Source organism: Actinomadura sp. NBRC 104425, from assembly GCF_030269545.1.
Lineage (GTDB): Bacteria > Actinomycetota > Actinomycetes > Streptosporangiales > Streptosporangiaceae > Spirillospora > Spirillospora keratinilytica.
In genome coordinates, this window is sequence record NZ_BSTN01000001.1 from 643,079 (window position 1) to 666,636 (window position 23,558).

Annotated in this window: 15 protein-coding genes; 6 read left to right on the top strand and 9 right to left on the bottom strand. The window is 72.8% G+C overall.

Going from position 1 to position 23,558, the window contains the following annotated elements; all coding sequences use genetic code 11:
* Positions 1-795: 795 nt before the first annotated feature.
* Positions 796-2,928, bottom strand: a complete 2,133-nt coding sequence (locus QSK22_RS02950; protein ID WP_285492333.1) for a proline-rich domain-containing protein — start codon at positions 2,926-2,928, stop codon at positions 796-798.
* Between the two features lie 185 nt (positions 2,929-3,113).
* Here QSK22_RS02950 and QSK22_RS02955 point away from each other — a divergent pair, with 185 nt between their 5' ends.
* Entirely contained in the window at positions 3,114-5,978 is a 2,865-nt protein-coding gene (locus tag QSK22_RS02955) for an ATP-binding protein (RefSeq protein ID WP_285492334.1), read from the top strand.
* A 43-nt stretch (positions 5,979-6,021) separates the two neighbouring features.
* On the opposite strand, the gene QSK22_RS02960 is transcribed toward QSK22_RS02955, so the two are convergent.
* The 5 genes from QSK22_RS02960 to QSK22_RS02980 all read right to left on the bottom strand — a co-directional run bounded on the left by QSK22_RS02960 (position 6,022) and on the right by QSK22_RS02980 (position 13,185).
* Positions 6,022-8,580, bottom strand: a complete 2,559-nt coding sequence (locus tag QSK22_RS02960; RefSeq protein WP_285492335.1) for a bifunctional FO biosynthesis protein CofGH — start codon at positions 8,578-8,580, stop codon at positions 6,022-6,024.
* A gap of 432 nt (positions 8,581-9,012) precedes the next feature.
* Positions 9,013-9,939, bottom strand: a complete 927-nt coding sequence (locus QSK22_RS02965) for a DNA-3-methyladenine glycosylase family protein (RefSeq protein ID WP_285492336.1) — start codon at positions 9,937-9,939, stop codon at positions 9,013-9,015.
* Positions 9,940-9,943: 4 nt separating this feature from the next.
* Positions 9,944-11,011, bottom strand: coding sequence for a mannose-1-phosphate guanylyltransferase (gene manB / locus QSK22_RS02970; RefSeq protein ID WP_285492337.1), 1,068 nt, complete (start codon positions 11,009-11,011; stop codon positions 9,944-9,946).
* Between the two features lie 99 nt (positions 11,012-11,110).
* A complete protein-coding gene (locus tag QSK22_RS02975; RefSeq protein ID WP_285492338.1) occupies positions 11,111-12,268 on the bottom strand; it encodes a glycosyltransferase family 4 protein in 1,158 nt (385 codons plus the stop codon).
* 212 nt (positions 12,269-12,480) lie between these two features.
* Positions 12,481-13,185 (bottom strand): class I SAM-dependent methyltransferase, encoded by a 705-nt coding sequence (locus tag QSK22_RS02980; protein ID WP_285492339.1) that lies wholly within the window; start codon positions 13,183-13,185, stop codon positions 12,481-12,483.
* A 129-nt stretch (positions 13,186-13,314) separates the two neighbouring features.
* Between QSK22_RS02980 and QSK22_RS02985 the strand changes: the two genes are divergently transcribed.
* Together QSK22_RS02985 and trxA are read left to right on the top strand one after the other, a co-directional pair.
* Positions 13,315-14,343, top strand: a complete 1,029-nt coding sequence (locus QSK22_RS02985) for a lysylphosphatidylglycerol synthase transmembrane domain-containing protein (protein WP_285492340.1) — start codon at positions 13,315-13,317, stop codon at positions 14,341-14,343.
* 2 nt (positions 14,344-14,345) lie between these two features.
* Positions 14,346-14,669 carry a thioredoxin gene (trxA, locus tag QSK22_RS02990; RefSeq protein ID WP_285492341.1) on the top strand — a complete coding sequence of 108 codons (324 nt, stop codon included), beginning with the start codon at positions 14,346-14,348 and terminating at the stop codon, positions 14,667-14,669.
* A 7-nt stretch (positions 14,670-14,676) separates the two neighbouring features.
* Here the strand turns inward: trxA and QSK22_RS02995 are convergent, their stop codons facing one another.
* The 3 genes from QSK22_RS02995 to QSK22_RS03005 are packed head-to-tail and all read right to left on the bottom strand — an operon-like array spanning position 14,677 to position 18,834.
* Positions 14,677-15,756, bottom strand: a complete 1,080-nt coding sequence (locus QSK22_RS02995) for a glycosyltransferase family 4 protein (protein ID WP_285492342.1) — start codon at positions 15,754-15,756, stop codon at positions 14,677-14,679.
* Positions 15,757-15,816: 60 nt separating this feature from the next.
* On the bottom strand, positions 15,817-16,761 hold the full coding sequence (locus tag QSK22_RS03000; protein WP_502872256.1) for a glycosyltransferase family 2 protein: 945 nt from the start codon (positions 16,759-16,761) through the stop codon (positions 15,817-15,819).
* Between the two features lie 42 nt (positions 16,762-16,803).
* The gene (locus tag QSK22_RS03005) at positions 16,804-18,834 is read right to left on the bottom strand and encodes a hypothetical protein (RefSeq protein ID WP_285492344.1); all 2,031 of its coding nucleotides are present in this window, start codon (positions 18,832-18,834) and stop codon (positions 16,804-16,806) included.
* Positions 18,835-18,967: 133 nt separating this feature from the next.
* On the opposite strand from QSK22_RS03005, the gene QSK22_RS03010 reads away from it, so the two are divergent.
* Genes QSK22_RS03010 through QSK22_RS03020 form a run of 3 tightly spaced genes read left to right on the top strand, consistent with a single transcriptional unit; the run spans position 18,968 to position 23,533 of the window.
* Positions 18,968-19,807 (top strand): TIGR03089 family protein, encoded by an 840-nt coding sequence (locus QSK22_RS03010; protein WP_285492345.1) that lies wholly within the window; start codon positions 18,968-18,970, stop codon positions 19,805-19,807.
* A gap of 58 nt (positions 19,808-19,865) precedes the next feature.
* Complete coding sequence (locus QSK22_RS03015) at positions 19,866-21,314, top strand: LCP family protein (RefSeq protein ID WP_285492346.1); 1,449 nt, start codon at positions 19,866-19,868, stop codon at positions 21,312-21,314.
* Between the two features lie 38 nt (positions 21,315-21,352).
* Positions 21,353-23,533 (top strand): acyltransferase family protein, encoded by a 2,181-nt coding sequence (locus QSK22_RS03020; RefSeq protein WP_285492347.1) that lies wholly within the window; start codon positions 21,353-21,355, stop codon positions 23,531-23,533.
* Positions 23,534-23,558: the final 25 nt, after the last annotated feature.

Genomic DNA, 23,558 nt, shown 5'->3' on the forward strand with positions numbered 1-23,558 from the left:
CGGGGGCCTTGGGGGCGGCGACGACGGGACCAGGGGACGGCTGGTCGGTGGGGGCGGTCGCCAATGCCGGAGTGTCGGCAGAGGTTGCCGCGACGGCGCTGGCAGGTGACTGCTGGTCGGTGGGGGCGTTGGGTGTGGTGGGGGCCGCCCCGTCGGTGGTCTCGGGCGGCCGGCTGGTGGCGTCTTTTGTGGGTGGGGTGTCTGCTTTGGGTTCAGGGCTCTTTACCTGTTCATTCGGGCGGCGGGTGGTTGTTTCGCCGGGCTTGGGGTGAGTTGCTGTGCCCTCCGTGTTCGCTTCGCGGGGGTGTTGGGTCTCCCTAACGCGTGGTTCTGTAGCGGCGGCGGCTTCTTTGGAGGCGCGGCGGGGGCCCAAGTCCGTCGGCTCCGGGGGCTGCTTGCCCGTGGCCTCCTCGTCCCCGAGGGGCGGGGTGCGTTCGTCTCGGGTGGCCCCACGGGAGCTCTGGTCGACGGGTGGCTCCGGAGCGGCGGCCGAAGGTTTGTCTTGGGGGTGGTTGGCGGCCTCCATCGACGCGCGGCGGGGGCCTGCGTCGGTGGGTGTGGGGGCGCTGCCCTCGGAAGAGGGTGGCTTGTCCTGTGCGGTGGTGCCTGGCTTGTCGGACGGCTTGGTCTCGCGCGTCTCAGAGGGCGCTTGGGCGGCGGCGCGGCTTTCGGCTCGGGACGGTTGGCCCGGGGCGCCCGGCCTGTCGGGTGGCAGCGGGGCGGGTTTCTCGGCGGTGCGTGGGGCCTCGGTGTGCTCGGGGCGAGTGACGTTGTCGGTGTGCTCGACGGCCATGCTCATTCCTTTCCGCCGAACAGGGGTGGAGGGCCCTGGTGTCGGCCGGGTGCCGGTCGCCCCTGGTTTGAGGGGGCGTCTTGTTGGCGGGGGCCGGTTTGGTAGCCGGGCGGGGGGCCTGGGTCGGGGGGCAGGGGCGGCCTGGGAGCGGCCGGGGTGGGTGCGGTCAGCCACTGGGCTACGGGGGCGGCGGACGGGGTGATGCCCTGCCCGGAAGGCGGGAGGGGGGTGGTACTCACGCGGTCGAGGGTGATGATGGCCGGGTCGCATTCGACGGGGGTGAGGGTGCGGCCGCCGCCCGGGGCGGACTCCACGAGGAGGAGGGCGTGGTCGGGGAGGTGCTGGAGGGTGCCGGGTTCGACGGCGTACTCGTAGACGCGTTGGATGCTGTCGGAGTCGCTCCAGTTGGTGCCTTCCGCGTAGGCGTAGGCGGCGGACCAGTTGCGGGACGTGGAGACGGTGCGGCCCTCGGTGTCGCTGCTGCTGGTGGAGCGTCCCCGGTTGCTGCCCTTGCCGCGGGAGGTGGAGCGGTCGGGGAACAGCAGCCCGCCGCCTGAGTAGTTGGCGCCGGACGAGCTTGACGTGCCCCAACTGGTGGACGTCCCGGTGGTGTGGCTGGTGCTGTGGCTGTCGGAGTCGCCCCCACCGGTGGTGTCGGTCGTGGTGTGGGACTCGTTGCCGCCGACGTTCTTGGTGATCTGGGACAGGACGAACCGGTGCTCGCGGCCGATGTAGTCGGCGGCGCGGGTGGCGTCCTCGTGGTTGCCCAGGCGCATGAACGCGACGGCGCCCCCGCCGATCAGCTCCGCGGACGTGTCGCGCAGCCGCCGGAACATGAAGGTCAGCGGTACGCCGCGGCGTTCGCAGGCGTCCGACAGGCGTTCCAGGTGGCGGCGGGCCAGTTCGTCGGCACCCGCGACGACGAGGGCGGGGGTGGAGTCGTGGGACGCGGTGATGCGCAGGGTGACCCACTGGACGATCAGGTCGGTGAGCAGGTCGGCGCGGACGTTGCGGGCCTGGCTGTCCAGGGCGATGCAGGTGAGATAGCCGACCTGGCCGGTGCGGGCTTTGCTGCCCAGGTCCTCCAACGGGTGGATGTAGGACTCGATCCTCGACAGGTTCGCGTGGGCCTGGCGCCGGTATTCCACGCTGAACAGTTCGTTGGCGATGCGGCGGCGTTCGTCGCGGGTGAGGGCGTCGGAGGTTTCGGGTTCGCCCATGAGGGTGCGCAGCGCGGCGGCCATCCGGCCGAGGGTGACGTCGTCGCCGAGGGCGTCGCAGATTCCGGTCAGGATGCGGTCGTCCATGCTGCGGTCGGCGCGGGCGGCGTCCGGTGTGCCGCCGTGCATGGATTCGACGATGGCGTCGATCAGGTCGCGGGGCGGGAGGCCGGACAGGAGGGTGGACGACTCCTGGCGGCTGGGGAGCAGTTGGACGTCCACGTCCATGCCGGTCTGTTCGGCGAGGGCGACCAGTTCCGCGCTGACCTGTTCGCGGGACAGGTCGAGGACGAGCAGCGGCTGGGCGGCCAGGGCGGACGTGCCGTAGGTGGTGAGCAGCGCCTCCCACGACCACAGCGTGCCGCCGAACACGTCCAGGCGGCGGGAGGGGCGGGGTACCGGGTTCCATTCGGGCCGGGTGGCGGTGCGGGTGTGCTCGGCGGCGTCGTGGGCCTGTTTGCGGGCCTGCCACTGCTGCACCTCGGCCTGGTAGCGGCCGGCGGTCTGCCGGTAGGCCAGCTCGTACGCCTCGCGTGCCTGGGCGCGGTGGCGGACGGCGGACGCGGTGAGCGTCGCCCCGGGGGCCGCCACCGACAGCGCCAGCAGCAGCACGCCGTAGGCGACGGACGTGCCGGGCAGCGCGACGGTCATGCCGGCGGCGAGCAGGGCCAGCAGCGCGGCCGAGGTCAGGGTGAACGGAAGGGTGCGGTACAGCCTGCGGTGCGCGAGCCGCTCGGTTTCGGTCACGCGGCGTTCGAGGTATGCGGGCAGGGGTTTTTCCGGCGGCGGGGGTTCGGAGAAGGGCTGGGAGGACGCACGTCTGTCCTGGAACACCCAGCCCAGGCGGGGCGCGGAGTCGAACAGCAGGTAGCGGCGGGTCAGCAGTTCTTGATGATCGATCGGTTCGCCGGTCACCACGGCTCAAGCCCCCGCTTCCCGTTCTCCCGTCTTGATCACGCGGCGTGCCATTACCCCAAACAACCCAAGCAGATTGACAGAGGACTTGTCACCACGTCTGATCACAAACACGGGGTTCACATTGGGATCCTTGCTCAATAGCCTGACCGGGCCGCGACGAGTAAAGGAGGATCCGGGCAGCGATGACCGGCGGGGCGGTGTGGGATGTCGTGCGGGGTCTGCCGGTGTGCCGCCTGCTGGAGGTGCCGCGGCGGTCCGGTGACGAGCCCGAGGCCCAGGGGCGTGACGAGTGGCGGGATCAGCGGGTCGCGGCGCTGGTGTCGGCCTACCACTCGGGGGACGGCGCGGTGCTGCTGGGGTGGCGGCGGGCGCGGGAGTTCGGGCCGACCGAGGTGTTCGTCGGCGGGGACGCGCTCATCGCGGGCCGGGCCGACGCCGGTTCGGTGACGCTGAGCCTCCCGGCGGGCGGGCGCGGCCTCCTGCTGCCGCACGGGGCCGTCGACGAGGCGATGGCCGCCCTGCCGTACTGGGTGCGCATCGGCGGCATCGCCGACGGGCTGCTGGCGGACGACGCCGCGCCGAAGCCGGGCGAACCGGCGCGGCCGTCGCTGGAGGAAGGGCTGCTGTCGGTGTGGATGCGGCCGTTCGCGTGGCTGCTGGTGGCCGAACCGGTGGACGCGGCGGAGGCGGGGAGCCTTGCCGACGATCTGGCCGACCGGCAGCGGCACGCCCGGTCGATGGCGGACATGTCGCCCGAGAACGCGGTGGCGGCCGATCGGCTGGAGCGTCGGCACCGGGAGGTGCGGCAGGCCGCCACATCGGGGCTGTGGCGGGTCCACCTGATGGCGGGGGCGGCGTCGGCGCGGGACGCCGCGCGGGTGGCGGCGCTGGTCTGCGCGTCCGCCGACCTGGACGGGCTTCCCTATGCGCTGGTGCCCGAGCCCGCGGACGAAACGGCGCAATTCCCTTTCGAGGCGAGCACGCGACTGGTGGCGGCATTGGCGCGTCCTCCGATCAGGGAGATCGCGGGGGTTCGGTTCGTCATGCGGCCGGAATTCGACGTCACACCCGAATCCGCGCCCGATTCGGCGGCCGCGGTGCGCCTGGGGCAGGTGCTCGACCGCAATCGCCGCGAGGTCGGCCCGCTGGTCATTCCTTTGTCGAGTCTGAATCGGCACACGTTCGTGTGCGGTGCCACTGGAGCCGGAAAATCCCAGACCGTGCGGGCGCTGCTGACCGCCGCGAGCCGGGCCGGGCTGCCCTGGCTGGTGGTGGAGCCCGCCAAGGCCGAGTACCGGCTGATGGCGGCCCGGCTGGCCGGGGAGGCGGAGGTGGTGGCGATCCGGCCCGGTGACGTCGAGGCGATCGCGGCGGGGATCAATCCGCTGGAGCCGGCGGCGGGGCCCGACGGGCGGCCCTTCCCCCTGCAGACGCACGCCGACCTGGTGCGCGCGCTGTTCCTGGCGGCGTTCGAGGCCGACGAGCCCTTCCCCCAGGTGCTGTCGGCCGCGCTGACCCGCTGCTACGAGCGGCTCGGCTGGGATCTGGCGCTGGGCGAGCCGGTCGTGCCGGGCACGCGGCCGCGCTATCCGACGCTGGCCGACCTGCAGGCCGTGGCCGAGCAGGTGGTGGACGAGATCGGCTACGGGCAGGAGATCACCGACAATGTCCGCGGGTTCATCCGGGTCCGGCTGTCGAGCCTGCGGCTGGGCACCACCGGGCGGTTCTTCGAGGGCGGCCATCCGATCGACTTCGACCGGCTGCTGGCGCGCAACGTGGTGCTGGAGATCGAGGACGTCGGGGACGACCGCGACAAGGCGTTCCTGATGGGGACGGTCCTGGTGCGCCTGGTCGAGCATCTGCGGCTGCGGCAGCGGCACGACGCCGCCGGGGGGCTGCGGCATCTGAGCGTGTTCGAGGAGGCGCACCGGCTGCTGCGCCGCAGCGAGCAGGCGGGGCCGGCCGCGCACGCGGTGGAGACGTTCGCCAGCCTGCTGGCCGAGATACGCGCCTACGGGGAGGGCCTGGTGATCGCCGAGCAGATCCCGTCCAAGCTCGTCCCGGACGTCATCAAGAACACCGCCGTCAAGATCGTGCACCGGCTGCCCGCGCAGGACGACCGGGACGCGGTCGGCGCCACCATGAACATCACCGAGCGGCAGTCCCAGTTCCTGGTGACGCTCACGCCCGGGGAGGGCGCGGTGTTCACCGACGGCATGGACTATCCGCACCTGGTGCGCATGCCGGACGGCACGCGCGTGGAGAGCACGTCCGCGGCGCCGCCGGCATCGCCGGGGGTGCTGGTGTCCCCCCGCAGCGGCACATGCGGGGCCGACTGCCGCGACTCCCCCTGCACGCTGCGGGACATGCGCACCGCCCAGCGCATCCTCGCCGACCACCCGGAGTACGTGCTGTGGGCGGAGCTGACGGCGGCCGCGCACCTGACCGGGTGGGGTTCCCCCGTTCCCGACGCCGCCGCCCTGGGCGCGTTGCGGGCGCTGCCCGCGCGCGTGCGCGACTGCGCGGTCTCCCATGCCGTCGACGCCGCCGTCGCCGCCCGCTCCACGGCGATCCCGCCGACGTGCGACCCGCGCGGGTTCGCCGACCACCTGGCGGAGGTGCTGCGCGGCCGCCTGGACGGCAAGGGCGTCTGCGTCGGCGAGGAGAGCGGGTACTTCGCCACCCCGTACCGGTGGTGCCTGGTGCTGGAGGACCTTGAGAGCGCCCACCGCCGCTCCCCCGGAGCCGGGCGCCATCCCCGCAGCGGCGAATGGGAGGCCGTGCACGGGCGGGCCATTCCCGGGGCGACGCTCGCCGAGCAGCTCCGGCACGTCACCGCCTGGTGGAACCGCGACCAGCGCGACCACGCCACCCGCACCGCCGCGCTGTGGGGCACGGCCGCGCCGTCGGCGATCGAGACCGCCGTCGGCGCCCGCCGAGGCGACGCCGACTGGGCCGAGCGGCTGCGGGAGGCCACCGCCGGGCTGGGCAATGTCGGCGGCCTGCTCGAATCGTATCTTCCGTCGGAGGCCGCCGACGTGTCGTGAGGCGGCCGGGGGCGCCGTCCAGGGACGCCCCCGGCCGGACCGGTCAGGCGCCGATGAGCGGAAGGCCCCTGCCGAAGTGGCCCACGCCGTCGGTGCGGCGGGCGGCCTGGATGCGTTCTTCGGGGACCTCGCCGTACAGGGTGGTGCGCTGGCGGGCGGGGCGGCCCGCCTTGGCGGCGATGGCCTCCAGGGAGCTGATGGTCTTGAACGAGCCGTTCTCCGAGCCGGCCATGCGGCTGATGGTCTCCTCCATCAGGGTGCCGCCGAGGTCGTTGACGCCGCCGCGCAGCACCCGCGCGCACAGCTCGTCGCCCAGTTTCACCCAGGAGGTCTGGATGTTGGGGATGGCGCCGTGCAGCAGGATGCGGGCGAGGGCGTGCACCGCGATGTTCTCGCGGGCGGTGGGGCCGGGACGGGCGAGCCCGGCCAGGTAGATGGGCGAGTTGTGATGCACAAACGGCAGCAGCACGAACTCGGTGAAGCCGCCCGTCCGCTCCTGGATGGAGCGGATCAGCTTGATGTGGGCCACCCAGTGCGCGGGCGTGTCGACGTGGCCGTACATCATCGTGGACGTGGTCGGCAGGCCGATCTCGTGGGCGGTGGTGACGACCTCGATCCACTGGTCGGTGGGCAGCTTGCCCTTGGTGAGCACCCAGCGGACGTCGTCGTCCAGGATCTCGGCGGCGGTGCCGGGCAGCGAGTCGACCCCGGCGGCCTTGGCCTCCTGGAGCCACTCGCGGATCGACATGTCGCAGCGGGACGCCCCGTTGACGACCTCCATCGGGCTGTAGGCGTGCAGGTGGATGCCGGGGGCGCGGCGCTTGACCTCGCGGGCGAGGTCGAAGTAGGCGGTGCCGGGCATGTCGGGGTGGATGCCGCCCTGCATGCAGATCTCGGTCGCGCCCGCCTCCCACGCCTGGTCGACGCGTTCGCCGACCTGCGCCAGCGACAGCGAGTAGGCGTCGGCGTCGGTGCGGCGCTGGGCGAACGCGCAGAACCGGCAGCCGGTGTAGCAGACGTTGGTGAAGTTGATGTTGCGGGTGACGATGTAGGTGACGTCGTCGCCGACCGCGTCGCGGCGCAGGTCGTCGGCGATCTTCTGCAGCGCGTCCAGTTCGGGGCCGTCGGCGTGCAGGAGGGCGAGGGCCTGGTCGTCGGTCAGCCCGGCGGGGTCGGACTCGGCGGCGGCGAGCGCGGCCTTGACGTCGGCGTCGAAGCGCTGCGGGGCGTTGATGCGCTCGCGCAGGGCGTCCCAGTCGCCGTAGACCGAGTCGAAGTCCTCGCGGCGGTCGCCGGTGCGGCCGACGGTGTCGATCTCCACGTGCAGGTCGGTGCGGCCGGCGGGCTCCAGCCCGCCGTCGGGCTCCTGCCAGGGGCGGCCCTGCAGCACCGCGTCCTCGCGGGCCAGGCCGGTTGCGGGGTCGGCGAGCGCGGCGACGTGCGCGCTCAGCCGCGGGTCGAGCCACGGTTCGCCGCGCTTGAGGTACTCGGGGTAGATGGTCAGGCGCTCGCGCAGCTCGAAGCCCGCGGCGGCGGTCTTGGCGGCCAGCTCGTCGATCTGCGGCCAGGGGCGCTCGGGGTTGACGTGGTCGGGCGTGAGCGGTGACACGCCGCCCCAGTCGTCGATGCCGGCGCGCAGCATCAGCGCGTACTGGTCGTCGACCAGGTTGGGCGGCGCCTGGATGCGCGCCTTGGGCCCGAGGACGAGCCGGGTGACCGCGATGGTGGCGGCCAGCTCCTCCAGTTCGGCGTCGGGAGTGTCGCGCATCTTGGTGTCGGGCTTGGCGCGGAAGTTCTGGACGATCACCTCCTGGATCGCCCCGTACTCGCGCATCGTCCGGCGGATCGCGAAGATCGCATCGACGCGTTCGGCGGGCGTCTCGCCGATGCCGATGAGGATCCCGGTGGTGAACGGCACGTTGGTGCGGCCGGCGTCCTCCAGCACGCGCAGCCGCACCGCGGGGTCCTTGTCCGGGGAGCCGAAGTGCGGGCCGCCCTTCTCGCTGAACAGCCGGGTCGCGGTGGTCTCCAGCATCATGCCCATGGACGGCGCGACCGGCTTGAGCCGCTGGAAGTCGCGCCAGGACAGCACGCCGGGGTTGAGGTGCGGCAGCAGCCCGGTCTCCTCCAGCACCCGGATCGCCATCGCCCGCACGTAGGACAGGGTGTCGTCGTAGCCGTGCGCGTCGAGCCACTCGCGGGCCTGCCGCCAGCGGTCCTCGGGCTTGTCGCCGAGGGTGAACAGGGCCTCCTTGCAGCCGAGCGCGGCGCCCTGGCGGGCGATCTCCAGCACCTCGTCGGGGCTGAGGTACGGGGCGTCGAGCCGGTGCGGCACGGTGGCGAACGTGCAGTAGCCGCAGCGGTCCCGGCACAGGCGGGTCAGCGGGATGAAGACCTTGCGGCTGTAGGTGATGATCCCGGGGCGTCCGGCGGCGGCCAGGCCGGCGTCGCGGATCCGGGAGGCGTGGTCGAGCAGGTCGTCGAGCCGCGCGCCGCGGGCGTGCAGCAGGGTGGTGGCCTCGTTGAGGTCGAGCGTCTTGCCGTCGCGTGCCCGGGCGAGGGCCCGGCGGAGCGCGGAGTCCGTCACAGCACCAGCGTCCATGCTGGCACTCTATGCCAATCGTCATATTTCGTGAGCATGGGGCCGGGCGTGAAAAACGCGACGAAGTGGGTAGCTCCCGGCGCCCCGCACTTATTCCCCGCCCGTCCGCATCCAACACAGTGAAGAGACTCTTACATGAACGCTGCAGAAATAGTCACTGGACCTGAACGTTGGGCTTGGTCAAGACTGAAGGCGGCCCGGAACGGCGGCAAGAGGCCACCACCCGGGCCGACGCGCGCGGACAAGCCCCCGGCCAGGGCACACGCACCCCCGCGAAGCGATCGAAGGGTCTTGTGATGCTCTACGTGTTCATCGCCATCGCCGTCCTCGGCGTGGCAGGCCCGCTGTTCGGCGCCGACAGCAGGGACGGGCTCGACTGGGCCCCCGGCGACTTCTGGCTTCCGCGGCGCCGCGGCCGTACCGCCCGCGCCGTCAGAACCGCCGGTAGTCCCGCACGGGCAGACGGGGACCGCGCCGCGGCCGACCGGTGCCGCCGAACGGCGCCAGCAGCCGGGTGACGCGATGCCGGTGCCCGGCGTACGGCTCCAGCAGTTCGAGCATGCCGGCGTCGTCGACCTCGCGGCCCGCCAGCGCCCGGCCCACCAGCCCGGGCAGGTGGTAGTCGCCGACCGAGACGGCGTCGGCGTCGCCCACGGCGCGCTGGCGCACCTCGGCGGCCGTCCACGGCCCGATGCCCGGCAGGGAGCACAGCCGCCGCTCGGCGGGGTCCTCCTCCAGCCGGGCGGCGACGCGGGCGGCTGCGATGATCGTCCGGGCGCGGACCGGCTCGGCGCCGGAGCGGTGCCACTCCCACGACGGGATCCGGGCCCAGACCTCCGGCGGCGGCGGGACGCGCAGGGGCCCGCCCGGCAGCCCCTCGGTGCCGGGCGCGGGCTCCCCGAACCGCCGCAGCAGGTGGCCCCAGGCCCGCCACGCCTCGGCGGCCAGGACCTTCTGCTCCAGCACCGCCGGGACGAGCGCCTCGAACACCCGGCCCGTCCGGCCGATGCGCAGCCCCGGCCGCAGCCGGACCGCCTGCCGCACCACCGGGTGCCGGGCCTGGAACTCCTCGGCGGCGTCGCCCGCCCCGAGCAGGTCGGGCATGCCGTCCAGCAGCCATGCCGCGCCCGGCCCCCAGGCCGCGGCGTCGACGACGCCGCGGCGCAGCCGCAGGCGCAGCGTGCCCGGTCCGTCCGGGGTCAGTGAGGCGCGCCAGACGGCGCCGTCCGGATCGACGCGGAACGCCGGATCGTGCGGGCCGCGCCGGAGCGGGTCCAGCGTCGCCCGCAGGTCGAGCGGCCACGGCGGCCGCCAGTGCCGCACCTCGGCCGGCGCCCCGGCCGGTGCCCGCGCGACCACCGGCTCAGGCGTCGGTGGAGAAGCGGACCGCGGTGGGCGGCAGCTCGATGCCCGGCCAGACCCGCAGGCCGCCGCGCAGCTCGTTGCCCGGCCCGACGACGGCGCCGTCGCCGAGGACGACCCCGTCCAGCACCGCGCCCGGCCCGACCCGCGCGCCCCGGCTGAGCACCGAGTCGCGCACCGTGGCGCCCTCGGCGACGAACGACTCGTCCAGCAGCACGCTGCCGGACACCGTGGCGCCCGCCTCCACCACCGCGCCGCGCCCCACGGTGGTGCCGCCGCGCACCACCGCGCCCGGCGACACGACCGCCCGGTCCAGGACGAGCCGCTCGCCCGGCGGGCCCGGCATGGCGGACGAGGCCATGCGCCCCAGCACCAGGTCGCACGACCCCCGCACGAACGCCTGGGGCGTGCCGACGTCCAGCCAGTAGCCGGGCTCGACGTAGCCCATGACCACGGCCCCGGACGCGATCAGGCCGGGGAACGTCTCGCGCTCCACCGACACCACGGTGTCGGCGGGGATGGCGTCGATCGCCGAGCGGCGGAACACATAGCAGCCCGCGTTGACCCGGTTCGTCACCGGATGCGGGGTCTTCTCCAGGAACGCCGTGACCCGGCCGTCGCCGTCGGTGGGCACGCACCCGAACCGGGACGGGTCGTCGACCTCGGTCAGGTGCAGCGTGACGACGGCGTCGGTCTTGTCGTGCAGCTGGACCTGCGCCCGCATGTCGTGCCCGGACAGGATGTCGCCGTTGAGGATCAGCACGGGGTCGTCGGGCCCGCAGGTCAGCGCCCGCGCCGCGTTGCGGATCGCCCCGCCCGTGCCCAACGGCTCGTCCTCGCTGACGTAGACCAGCTCGACGCCGTGGGCGCGGTGCCCGAACGCGGCCTCGAACATCTCCGCGCGGTAGGAGGTGGCGAACACGATCCGCTCGATGCCCGCCGCGTGCGCGCGGGCCAGCTGGTGGGCCAGGAACGGCACCCCGGCCGTGGGAAGCAGCGGTTTCGGCGTGGAGATGGTCAGCGGACGCAGCCGGGTGCCCTGCCCCCCGACCAGCAGAATGGCTTCCAACAGGCTCCTCCCCCAAACAGGCCGGTCCGCGTCCCGGCTCCCACTGCGTCGGGCCCGAGCGAGCCTAGTGGCAGCGCGCGCGAAGGGCGAGACGGCCTCTCACGTGGGCGAGGCGCCCCGGGCTCCGGCGTACTGCTCGACGGCGCGCCGGTAGCACTCCAGGTGCGCCTCGGCGGAGGCGGTCCAGGTGAAGCGGCGGGCGCGGGCGACCGCGGCCTCGGCCAGGGAGGCGCGGCCCGCCGGGTCGTCGATCAGCGCGGCCAGCGCCTCGGCGATGCCGTCGGCATCGGGCTCGGTGTAGGCGACGGCGTCGCCGCCGACCTCGGGCAGCGGGCCGCGCCGCGTCGTCAGCACCGGCGCGCCGCACGCCATCGCCTCCAGCACCGGCAGGCCGAAGCCCTCGCCGCGGCTGGGCACGGCCACCGCCAGCGCGCCGCCGAAGAACCCCGGCAGCGCCGACCACGGCAGATACCCGGGGCGGACGAGCTTGAGGTGGTGCGGCACGGTGGCCAGGGCGGCGTCCATCTCGTCGTCCCAGCCGCCGCTGCCGGCCAGCACCAGCGCGGTCGGCTCCTCGCGGTCGGCGCACGCCTTGACCCAGCCGCGGATCAGGTTCGGCACGTTCTTGCGCGGCTCCAGGGCGCCCAGGTAGGCGATGTACGGGCGGCCGTGCAGGCCGAGCCGGTCGGAGACCCGCTTGACCTCCTGCTCGGAGGGGCGGTGGAACAGCTCGTGGTCGACGCCGTGGTAGGCCACGTCGATGTGGGACGGGTCGGCGTCCAGCACCCGTACCAGCTCGTCGCGGGTGGCGCGGGACGGCACGACCAGCCGGGTGGCGCGCTTGGCCGCCGTGCGGGTGGCCGACTTGATGTAGGTGGCGCGGATCGGGTCGTCCGCGCCCGGCTCGGCGAACACCGTCACGTCGTGGATGGTCACCACCGTCGGCAGGCCCGCCGACATGGGAAGGGTGTAGGCCGGGACGTGCAGCACGTCGGCCCCCACCTGCCGCGCCACGTACGGCAGGCCGGTCTGCTCCCAGGCCAGGCGGGACGCCCGGTGCGCCAGCGCCGGTGGCCCGGGCACGACGCGGGCGCCGGGCACCAGCTCGGCGTAGCGGCGTTCGTCGGCCCGCTGACAGGCCACCGCCAGATCGGCACCGAGTGCGTGCAGCGCCCCGAGCAGGCCGTCGACGTACCGGCTGAGCGCTCCGCGGTCGGCGGGCACTGCGGTGGCGTCGAGCAGAATCCGATGCGTCACGGGTCCACCCCTATTTCCGGTTCGGTGGAAGTGACGGGGATCACTCCTCCCCCGAAAGCCTACGCCCACCGTGGCGCGGAGGCGGTTCCCACGCCGCCGGCGGACGTCCGTCGCGGGCTCGGCGCACCGCACCCCGACCGCCTGTCCGACGCCGGCGGCGTCCGGCCGGTTCACCGCGCCCTATCGATCAAGGTAGCGGGCCCGGGGGCGGATCAGCGCTTGCGCGCGTGGATCAGCACGATGCTGCCGCGCTCGTTGGGGGCGCGCCGGTCGGACAGGGCCACCAGCGGGACCAGCGGCGCGGCGGCGTTGAAGCCCACCCGGCCGCCGTAGGCCGACAGCGACAGGTACAGCCGCTCGGCGGCGGCGGTGCGGAACTGGTAGGAGTGCCGCACCAGCTCCAGGCCGCGCTCGTCCATCAGGCGGCGCAGCGAATCATGGGTGTAGGTGTGCTGGACGTGGTACTTGGCCTTGTGCGCGTCCCGCAGCTTGGGCCAGGAGTCGGCGCGGCTGAGCACATCGGCGGACATGAAAATCTCACCGCCGGGTTTGAGCACTCGGGCCATCTCGTCGAGGGATGTGCCGCCGTCGTCGAAGTGCTCGATGGCGCACACGGACAGGATCGCGTCGAAAGTTGCATCGCCGAACGGCAGCCGCAGCGCGTCGCACTCCACCAGCGCGGGCGCGTCGGCGAGGGTCCGCCCGTACAGCATCTTCTTGCGGGACAGGTCGATCGACACGGCGTGGGCGCCGCGCCGACGGGCCCGCCCCGCCCAGTAGCCGTCACCGCCTGCCACGTCCAGGACGCGCTTGCCGCGCAGGTCGCGGCCCATCCAGTCGAGCAGCGTCCCCGCCTCGCGGTAGCGGCACACGTGCACCTGGTGCCCCATGAAGGCGACCACATCGGAGAGTTTCATCGTCAGCCCACAATAGGGCGCCTCGGCGGCGCCCGTGGGGCGGCCAGGAGAAACGCCGGGGGGCGGCGGGGACGCGCCCGCGGGCGAGGACCGTCGGGTCCGCCCGCCCGGTTCGCCTAATCTGGGCGGGTGAATGTGAAGGCCGCCGTGACGCGGGCGGTGCGGGCCCTGCTCGTGCTGCTCGCCCTGGGCTTTTGCGCGTACAGCCTCGTCGCCCGGTGGGACGAGACCGTACAGGCGTTCCAACAGATGTCGTGGGCCGCGCTGGCGGGCGCGTTCGCGGCCGGCCTGGCCGGGCTGTTCGCGTGGATGGTGGCCTGGCGGGCGCTGCTGGGCGGGCTGGGGTCGCCGCTGCCGCTGCGGGCGGCCTTCCGCATCAACGCCGTGTCCCAGCTCGGCAAGTACGTGCCGGGCAAGGTGTGGGCGATCGTCACCCAGGTGGAGATGGGCCGGGCCTACCGGGTGCCGCGGCTGCGCAACTTCAGCTCCGTGCTGCTGGCGGTCGCCACGACCTGCGCGTGCGGCCTGGCCGTCGCGTCGGTGACGCTGCCGCTGACCTCGCAGGCGGCGCGCGACCGGTACTGGTGGCTGTTCCTGCTGGCGCCCGTGCTGCTGGGCGCCCTGCATCCGCGCATCGTCACCTGGTGCCTCGACACGGCCCTGCGCCTGGTGCGCAGGCCGCCGCTGGAGCACCCGGTCGGCCTGGGCGTGACGCTGCGCGCCATCGCCTGGACGATGCTGGCCTGGGCGCTGTTCGGCGTGCACACCTGGCTGCTGTGCGCGGCCGTGGGCGGCGAGGGGGCGGGCCTGCCGTTCGCGGCGACGGGCGCGTACGCGCTGGCGTTCGTGGCCGGGTTCCTGGTGTTCATCGCGCCGGGCGGCATCGGCGCCCGGGAGGCCGCGCTGGTGCTGGCGCTGTCGTCGTGGCTGCCCGCCGGGGCGCCGATCGCGGTGGCGATCGCGTCCCGGGTGCTGCTGACCGTCGCCGACCTGGTCAACGCGGGTATCGCGGTGCTGGCCCGTCCGGCGGCCGACCGTCCCGCGGAACCGGCCGCGGCAACCGGGGAGCGGCCGCACACCCCTCCGCGTGACGCAGATAACGGGAATGAATCGCGCCCGGAGCGGCTTGTGCCGGGCAGGCAACCGAGTAAGGAGTGATCGTGACCGCGCCCATCACCGTCACCGACGACACGTTCGACGAGAAGGTCCTCAAGAGCGACCTGCCCGTGCTGGTGGACTTCTGGGCCGATTGGTGCGGTCCCTGCAAGATGATCGCTCCGGTGCTGGAAGAGCTCGCCAAGGAGTACGCGGGCCGGCTGACCATCGCCAAGATCGACTTCGATGCCAGCCCGGAGACCGGGCGCAAGTACGGCGTGATGGGCCTGCCGACGCTCAACCTCTACAAGAACGGCGAGGTCGTCGACCAGATCACCGGCGCCAAGCCCAAGCGCGTGCTCATGAAGCTCATCGACCAGCACCTGTGACGGCTCATCACCACGTGCCCGTGAGGGCCTCCAGGTAGGCGGCCCACACGGGTTCGTGGTCGACCGGGCGGACGCCGGAGCGCAGCCGCTCCGGCTCCCCCGGCGCGTAGAAGCGTTTGAGGGCGTCGGCCAGGGATCCCGGGTCGCCGGGTTCGCAGATGAGCCCGTCCACGCCGTCGCGCACCTGGTCGGCGAAACCGCCCACGCGCGTGGCGATGACGGGGACGCCGTGCTCGAAGGCCATCCACACGTTCTGCGACGCCGTGGCCGACCGGTAGGGCAGGACGAGCGCGTCGCACGCGGCGAAAAGGGCCGGCACGTCGGCGGCGGGCACGTACCCGGGGCGCAGCTCCACCCGCCCGGTCAGCCCCAGCCGGCCGATGAGCTCCCGGGTCTCCTCCAGCCCGCCCCAGAACTCCCCGGCCACGGTCAGCGACACGTCGTCCGGGCCGTCGGCGAGTGCCCGCAGCAGCATGTCCAGGCCCTTGTAAGGGCGGACGATCCCGAAGAACAGCAACCGGCGGCGCACGCCCCCGTCCCGCGCCGCCCCGACGGCGGGCGTGGGCAGGTGCGCGGGCATCTCCGCCACGCGCACCGGGCTGGACGCCAGCTCACGCGCCAGCGCCCCCTGCTGCTCGGAGTGGACGAGCACGCCGTCCACCCGCTTCAGCAGCGCCTTCATCAGCGGACGGTCGTAGGGTTTGCGCTCGTGCGGCAACACGTTGTGGCACAACGCCACCGCACGCGCCCGCCCCCGCAGCCCCTTGAGGATGCCCAGGTACGACGGCACCTGCACCGGGCTCAGCACGGCCAGCACCACCAGGTCGCACGTGCGCAGGGAACGGCCCGTACGCCACCACCCGTCGGGGCGCCGCCAGTCGAGGCGGCGGCGCGTGCCGGGGAACGGCTCGCCCTCGGGCTCGGAGATCGTCTGCTGCCCCGGGTACAGGAACGCGGGGTACTGCGCACGCCACGACTCGATGACGACCGAGTGCCCGGCCGCGGCCAGCCGGTGCGCCAGCTCGGTGGTGTGGTGGGCGCCGCCCCCCTTGTAGGGGAACGCGGGCCCCACGACGGCGATCCTCATATGGCGATCCTCACGCGCTCATGCGCCGCTGTCCGTGCGCCGTTGCCCCATGCACCGGGCTCAGGTGTCGCCGCGCGAACGCACGATCAGGTCGGCCAGCAGCGCCAGCGAGGCGATGAGCAGCCCGCTGATGAAGATCATCACGGTGTTGTTGGCGAAGTACCCGAAGTGCACGACCATGTCGAACACGCCCTTGACGATGCCGATGCCCAGCAGCCACAGCGCCGGCGGCATCAGCACCTTCAGCGGGTTGAAGTACATCACCATCCGCAGCACCTGCAGGATGTACCGGTAGGCGTCCTTGAAGAAGCGGAACTTGGATTTGCCGGCCCGCTTGGCGTAGTCGATCGGCACGTACCGCACCGGGTGCTGGTTCGACAGGAACGCGATCGTGATCGTGGTGACGCAGGAGAACCCGGGCGGCAGCAGCCGCAGGTAGGGCAGCGACACCTCGCGGCGGAACGCCCGCAGCCCCGAGTTCAGGTCGGGGATCTTGGTGTTGGTGAGCCGCTCGGCGACCTTGCGGATGAACCACTTGGCCGGCACGCGCAAAAGCTTGTGCGTGCCCTCCTCGGTCTTGCGGGCACCGACCACCTGGTCGACGGCGGGGTCGTTGTCGAGAATCTCGACCAGCTCGGGGATGCGCTCGTTCGGGTAGGACATGTCGGCGTCGGTCCACACCACGATGTCGCCGCGCGCCTGCTGAGTGCCGATGCGCCGCACCGTGCCCGCGCCGCTGTTGTGCTGGAACGCCATGACGCGCATGTTCGGGAAGCGGGGCTCGGCCTCCCGCAGGCGCTCCAGGGTCGCGTCGGTGGAGCAGTCGTCGACGGCCAGCAGCTCGTAGGACTGGCCGCTGTTGTCCATCGCCTTGCAGATGCGCTCGACCTCGTCGATGACGTGGTCCTGCTCGTTGTAGCACGGCAGGACGATCGTCACGTGGACGCGCTCTGACGGGGCCGTGGGCTCGGGCTCGGTGCTCACGCAGGGCGAGGATACTCCCATGGGCGGTGCGCGGCGGCCATCATGCGTGTGCGCAGCCCCCTGTCACGGCCGGGCGGGCACGGCCATCCACACGTTGACGGTCAGGCTCCAGGTGCCCGTCGGCCACCGGGTGAGGGTGCGCTGGTCCTGGCGGGTGCGCAGCTCCAGCACGTGCACCGCCCGCCCGTAGGGCGCCACGTTCGCGGCCTCGCCGCCGAGCAGCACGGGCCGCCGCCCCGCATCGTAGATCTTGCGGACGATGCGGGCGACGTCGCCCGGGCCGGCGTCGGGCACCGTCCGCGCGGCGGGCAGCCCGCACATGCCTCGGACGACCTGCGTGAACCGGTCGGCGGTGGCGCGTTCGACGAGCACCACCGAGGCCTTGGGGCCGATCCGCTCGCACATCCCGCGCACGGCCGCCACCTCGCCCTGTTCGGTGCGCGCCGCCATGAACCCGGCCGACGTGACCACGATGGGGGCGAGGACGAGCACCGCGGCCCCCGCGGCGAACGCCCGGACGGCGCGGGGGCCGTGCCCGGCGCGGCGGACGCGGCGCAGCCCCCAGTCGGCCGCCCACAGCGCGAGCAGCAGCATCCCCGGGATGACGACGGCGACGAGCCGCCGCGACGCCCACGGATGGTCGGGGGTGATGGCCGGGCGCAGCAGCGTCGTCACGGTCGTCCACGCCAGGACCGCGAACGGCAGCACCCACTCGGGCGAACGCCCCCGCAGCAGGCGGCGGACCAGCAGGGCCGCACCGAAGGCGGCCAGCAGCGCCGCGGGCACGCCGATGTACCACACGACCCAGTGGTAGGACAGCTCGGAGTACTGGCGGGTGCCGTCCACCGGCAGGTGGTTGATGCGCTGCACCTGCTCGATGAAGTGGACGTTCAGCCGGTCGTCGGCGTTGTGCGGCTCGCGGCGGACGGTCTGCAGCAGCGGGCGGGCGGCGAACGCGACCACGACCGGGACGGTCAGTGCGGCGGCGACGTCCGGCAGCCGTCCGCGCGCCACCGCCGCGCCGGCCCGCCGCAGCCGGCGGCCGGTGACCTCCCAGCGCAGCGCGACGGCCATGAGCAGGGCCGCGCCCACCAGCGCCGCCGCCATCGCCAGCAGCGGGTTCAGCGACGCGTGCAGGTAGCGCAGGTAGGGGCGGGACAGGACGAACCCTTCGACGAGCCCCGCGCCGGCCCCGATGGCGAGGCCGAGCCCCAGCGGCCATCCGGTGCGGCGACCGCGGCCCACGAGCAGCCCGGCGAACACGACCACCGGCAGCACGTCCCGCAGCGCGTCGATGCGCACCAGCACGATGAGGCCGAGCGCCAGCCCGCCCAGGAACGCCTGCGCCCGCGCCTGGCGGCGCCGCGCGTCGTGCAGCAGCGCCAGGCCGCCCAGCAGAAGCACCAGCGCGGGAAGCTCGCTGTAGGTGGAGCGCGACACCCACAGCATGGGCAGGCTCAACGCCAGCGCCGCCGCGCCCAGCGGCGCCCAGTTCGGCCCCACCAGACGCGCCGTCAGCCCCCCGAACGCCACCACCGCGCATGCGCCGAGCAGGGGGGCCATCAACAGCATGCCGTGCGTCCCGCCGATCCAGCCGCCCAGCGCCAGGATCAACGGCAGGCCCGCCATGAACTGGGGGATGATGTCGTCGCCCCTCTGGTAGAAGGCGGGGCTTTCGTAGCTCAGCGCGGGGTCTCCCCCGCCGAACGCCCACCGCATCTGCGGGATCGGCAGGGAGCCGTGCTCCTTCAGCCAGATCGCGAACTGCATGTACGACGCGGGGTCGCGCCGCACGATGATCTGTTCGGCGTTCATGACGACCTGGAAGACCAGGAAGACGACGCCGACCGCGAGCACGCCTCCGGCCGCCCACCAGGACACCGGCCGCGCCTGGTCCGCCTCCCCGCCGGGCGCGTCATGAGGAGCGCGCAGCCCGAACCACAGCACCGCCGCCGCGGCCACGGCGAACAGCGCGATGGCCGGTACCGGACGGAAGATCCCGGCCAGCAGCAGCGGCAGGGACGCCGCCAGCCATGCCACGAGCAGCAGTGCCGGGACCACGCTGACCCGCGCCAGGACGCGGGCGGCGCTCATCGGGTTCTCCTCGGTGGGTTCATCGAGCGGAGCGTAGCGGGGCGGCCGTACCGGGGCGGAACGCGCCGGACGGGCACGCCGTGATCACCGAGTGGCCGGGCGTTCGGCGCGGCTGGTTCTACGCTCGGGTCACATGACCGAGATCGGACCCGTGGAACTGCTGCGGCGGCGCGTGGACGGCGACCCGTCGCGCCCTCTGGTGACCTTCTATGACGACGGCACCGCAGAGCGCGTCGAACTGTCGGCCCGCACGTTCGACAACTGGGTCGCCAAGACGGCGAACCTGCTGGTGGACGGGTTGGGCGCGCAGCCGGGCGACCGCGCGGTGCTGATGCTGCCGGCGCACTGGCAGACCGCCGTGTGGCTGATGGCGTGCTGGTCGGCGGGCGTGGTGGCCGAGCCGGTCCCGATGCCGGAAGGCCGAGCACCGCAGATCGAACCGGCCGCCCAGTCCGGGCCGTACATCCTGGCGGCCGCCGGGGAGGTGCTCGACACGGTGATCGACCGCACGGACGCCGAGGAGATCGTCGGGCTGTCCCTGCACGCGCTCGGCGGCCCGCTGCCGTCCTGCCCGCCCGGGGTGCTCGACTACGCGGTCGAGGTGCGCGCGTACGGCGACCGGTTCACAGCGGCCCCGTCGGTCACTCCCGACCGGCCGGCGCTCGCCATACCCGGGAGTCATGTGACAAAAACCACACTCAGTGGGGCCAGTGTGGCAAACGAGGCGCAGGCGGCCGCCGAGAAATGGGGGCTCGACGCGGGCGACAGGATCCTGGTTGACATGCCCTTCACCACACTGCACGGGGTTCTGTGCGGGCTGGTAGCACCACTAGCCTCAGGTGCCTCCGTCATAATCCAACGCAACGTTGACATAGCAGCCATAGATCGCCGAGTGATCCTGGAGCATGTGACGGCGGTGGCCGGCCTCTCCGGATGGAATGACGCAACCGGGTCCGTACGCCGCCTCCTTTGACCTAACCTCTCCCTAGTTTCCGACCCCTGAGGGGCGGCAGACCCCCACCACGGAGCCGATGAACAGCAACCCGATGTACATGGAGTACGTCGACGACGCCGAGCTGCAGCACGAGCCGGCGCGTCGACGCGGCTGGCGCGTCCTGGGCTGGGTGTCCATCGGAATGTCGGTGGCAATGGTCATCGGGAGCCTGACCGCGTACGGCTTCTACCGCAAGGCGTTCGGCAACATCGCGCACGAGGACACCGATGCGCTGGTCGGCCCGAACCGGCCGAAGAAGCTGAACAACGCGATGAACATCCTGATGCTGGGGTCGGACACCCGCGCGGGCGCCAACGCCAAGTACGGCCGCAGCATGAAGAACGACCCGCCGCGGTCGGACACCATGATCCTGCTCCACCTGTCGCCGGGCGGCGGCCAGGCCATCGGGGTGAGCTTCCCCCGCGACCTGATGGTCCCCATTCCGTCCTGCAAGACCAAGGACGGCCAGACCACCCAGGCCCAGTCGATCGGGCAGATCAACTCCTCCTTCACCCTCGGCGGCGCGTCCTGCACGGTGAAGACCATCGAGAACTTCACCAAGATCCACATCGACCACTTCGTGCAGATCGACTTCAACGGGTTCAAGGCCATCACCGAGGCCGTCGGCGGCGTGGAGGTGTGCCTGCCCAAGGCCGTCAACGACACCAAGGCCGACCTGCACCTGCCCGCGGGCCGGCAGACCATCAAGGGCGAGGACGCGCTGGCGTACGTGCGCGCCCGCTACAGCCTGGGCAACGGCTCCGACACCGACCGCATCAAGCGCCAGCAGAAGTTCCTGAGCTCGCTGGCCAACAAGGCGATGAGCGCGGGCGTGCTCACCAACCCGAGCCGGCTGTGGTCGCTGATCAGCGCGAGCACCAAGTCGCTGACCACCGACAGCGACCTGACCCCGCAGGTGATGATGCAGATCGCGCAGGGCATGCAGGGCATGACGTCCGGCAAGCTGCGCTTCGTCACGGTGCCGAACGGCGCGTACGCGCCCGACCCCAACCGGCTGGCGCTCTCCCAGCCCGCCGCCAACCAGCTGTTCACCGCGCTGCGCAACGACAAGACCGTGCCGACGCAGCAGAGCAAGCAGAGCTCGTCCTCGTCGTCGTCCAAGATCCAGCCGAGCCAGGTCCGGGTGCGCGTCTTCAACGCCAGCGGCATCGACGGGCAGGCCCGCCGGGTCGCCGACGACCTGGAGGAGCAGGGCTTCCAGGTCAGCGTGGGCGGCAACGAGACCACCTCGCGCACCACCAAGGTGCTGTACGGTTCCGGCGCCGAACAGCAGGCCCAGACCGTGGCGAGCCTGGTCGCGACCAACCCCAAGCCCGGCCCGCGCACCAGCGGCGGGGTGCCCGGCGTGGTCGACCTCGTGGTCGGCACCGACTGGCAGGCGCTCAAGACATCCCAGAGCGTCCAGACCGGCATCCCGCGCCAGCAGGGCGAGGTCCGCGCGACCGACGACATCTGCAAGGAATGACCCCCGCACGGTACTAGGGAGACCCCGCACCCCGGCTCATGAGTGATCCGACCAGGCCGAGCGAAGACCCGCAGGCCGACCCCGAACCGACCGCGACACCGGACGCCGGGGGCGGCCCGCCCTCGCCCGGCTGGTCCGGCGCCGCGAACAGCGACGTGCTCGGCGCCTCGTCCGGTCACGCCGTGCCACCGCTGACCGGCAACACGCCCCCGTACGGCACGCCCCCCGCCGACGTGTCGCCCAACGGTGTGCCCGCTTCGGCTGCGACGCCGACCGAGGCTACGGGACCGCTCCAAATGGCCCCGCCCGACCGCACGGTCGAGCTGCCCCCGGACGCGGCTCGCGGCGCCCACGCCGCTGGCCCGCAGGCGGCCCCCCAGACGACGACGCAGCTGCCCTCCGGCTCCGTCCCCACGGGCGCCGAGCAGACACCCCCGAGCGGCGAAGGCTTCGCCCACGGGGGCGCCACGCCGCGAAGCGGCAGCGCACAGGCATTCGGACACGGCACAGACGAGTCGCCCTCCGGAGCCCACCCGGCGTTCGCCGAACAGCTGCCCGGCGGCGAACATGACGGGTTCACCCAGGCGGGCACGACACCACGAAGCGGGGCCGCGGCGGCATTCGGACGCACCGCAGCGGACTCCGGAGCCCACCACGCGCTCCCCGAACAGCCCTCGAGCGGCGAACACGGCGGCTTCGCCCACGCGGGCGCCACGCCGCGAAGCGGCAGCGCACAGGCATTCGGACACGGCACAGACGAGTCATCCTCCGAGGCTCACCCCGCGTTCGCCGAACAGCCCTCGGGCGGCGAACACGGCGTGTTCGCCCACGCGGGCGCCGCGCCACGGAGCGGCGGCGCGGCGGCGTTCGGGCGCGCCGCAAAGAGCGAGTCCTCCGGAGCCCACCCGACGCTCGCCGAGCAGTCCTCGGGCGGGGGTCGGCACTCGGCGTTCGGCACGGCCGAACGGGACGCCGCGCCCTCGGGTGTGTCCACGGGCGGGTATCCGGCGGTGTCCACCGGCGGCCACCCGGTGGTGACCGGGGACCTGTCCGCCGCCGCGGGCAAGGGCACGACGGCGCCGGCGCCGCGCCGCAAGGAGCGCGACCCGTTCTTCGACAACGCCAAGTTCCTGGCGATCCTGCTGGTGGTGGTCGGGCACTCGATCGCCGGCCTGATGGACGTGCCGCTGGCGAAGGCGCTGTACTTCCTGATCTACATGTTCCACATGCCGTTGTTCATTGTGATCACCGGCTACTTCTCGCGGAACTGGTCGGCGTCCCCCGGCAAGGCGCGCAAGCTCATCACCAACGTCGGCGTCCCGTACGTGGTGTTCGAGACGGCCTACTCCACCTACGACTGGCTGGTCGGGCGCAACGACCTGGAGATCAGCCTGCTCAACCCGTACTACCTGACCTGGTTCCTGTGCGCGCTGTTCATGTGGCGGCTGTCCACGCCGGTGTGGCAGCAGATCCGCTGGCCGCTGGCGGTGGCGGTGGGCTTCTCCCTCTTGTCGTACATGAGCCCCATGGGCGGCACGTTCGACATCCACCGGGTGATCGGGCTGCTGCCGTTCTACGTGCTCGGCCTGATGCTGCGGCCCGAGCACTTCGAGATCGTCAAGCGGCCGATGTCGCGGGTGCTGGGCGTGATCATCATGGCGGGCGGGTTCGGCGTCGCCTTCCTGGCCATGAACCACATGTCCCGCAAGTGGCTCTACTGGAAGGACCCCCACGACGAGCTGGGGGTGGACAACGTCACCGGCACCCTCATGCGGCTGGGCATGTTCGCCTGCGCGGTGACGCTGGTGTTCGCCTTCCTGTCGCTGGTGCCGCGGCGCCGCACGTGGTTCACCGGCCTCGGCGCCTACACCCTGTACACCTACCTGCTGCACGGCTTCTACACGCGGCTGCTCAGCTTCCTCGGCTGGTGGCACCTGGACTGGATGAACACCACCCCCGGCGTGCTGGTGGTCATCGCGGTCGCGCTGGTCGTCGGCACGGTGCTGTGCACCAAGCCGGTGGTGCGGTGCATGAGCTGGGCCCTGGAGCCCAAGATGACGTGGGCGTTCACGCGGTTCCGCCGCCCGGGCGGGACCCCCGCCAAAGCCAAGGGCAGGGCGCCGCGGCCGCCGCAGGGACCGCACGGCCCGCAGGGTCCGCCGAGCCCGGCGGGTCTCGCGGCCGCGGATGCGAAACCCGCTGAACCGGTTGTTCGTTAGCCCGGTTGGCTACGCTGCCTAAGTC

Bases quoted from the DNA above. Each gene is read 5' to 3' on its own strand.
- QSK22_RS03015 (WP_285492346.1), top strand. From the start codon at position 19,866: ATGAACAGCAACCCGATGTACATGGAGTACGTCGACGACGCCGAGCTG.
- QSK22_RS03010 (WP_285492345.1), top strand. From the start codon at position 18,968: ATGACCGAGATCGGACCCGTGGAACTGCTGCGGCGGCGCGTGGACGGC.
- QSK22_RS03005 (WP_285492344.1), bottom strand. From the start codon at position 18,834: ATGAGCGCCGCCCGCGTCCTGGCGCGGGTCAGCGTGGTCCCGGCACTG.
- QSK22_RS02955 (WP_285492334.1), top strand. From the start codon at position 3,114: ATGACCGGCGGGGCGGTGTGGGATGTCGTGCGGGGTCTGCCGGTGTGC.
- QSK22_RS02960 (WP_285492335.1), bottom strand. From the start codon at position 8,580: ATGGACGCTGGTGCTGTGACGGACTCCGCGCTCCGCCGGGCCCTCGCC.
- QSK22_RS02980 (WP_285492339.1), bottom strand. From the start codon at position 13,185: ATGAAACTCTCCGATGTGGTCGCCTTCATGGGGCACCAGGTGCACGTG.
- QSK22_RS03020 (WP_285492347.1), top strand. From the start codon at position 21,353: ATGAGTGATCCGACCAGGCCGAGCGAAGACCCGCAGGCCGACCCCGAA.
- QSK22_RS02995 (WP_285492342.1), bottom strand. From the start codon at position 15,756: ATGAGGATCGCCGTCGTGGGGCCCGCGTTCCCCTACAAGGGGGGCGGC.
- QSK22_RS03000 (WP_502872256.1), bottom strand. From the start codon at position 16,761: ATGGGAGTATCCTCGCCCTGCGTGAGCACCGAGCCCGAGCCCACGGCC.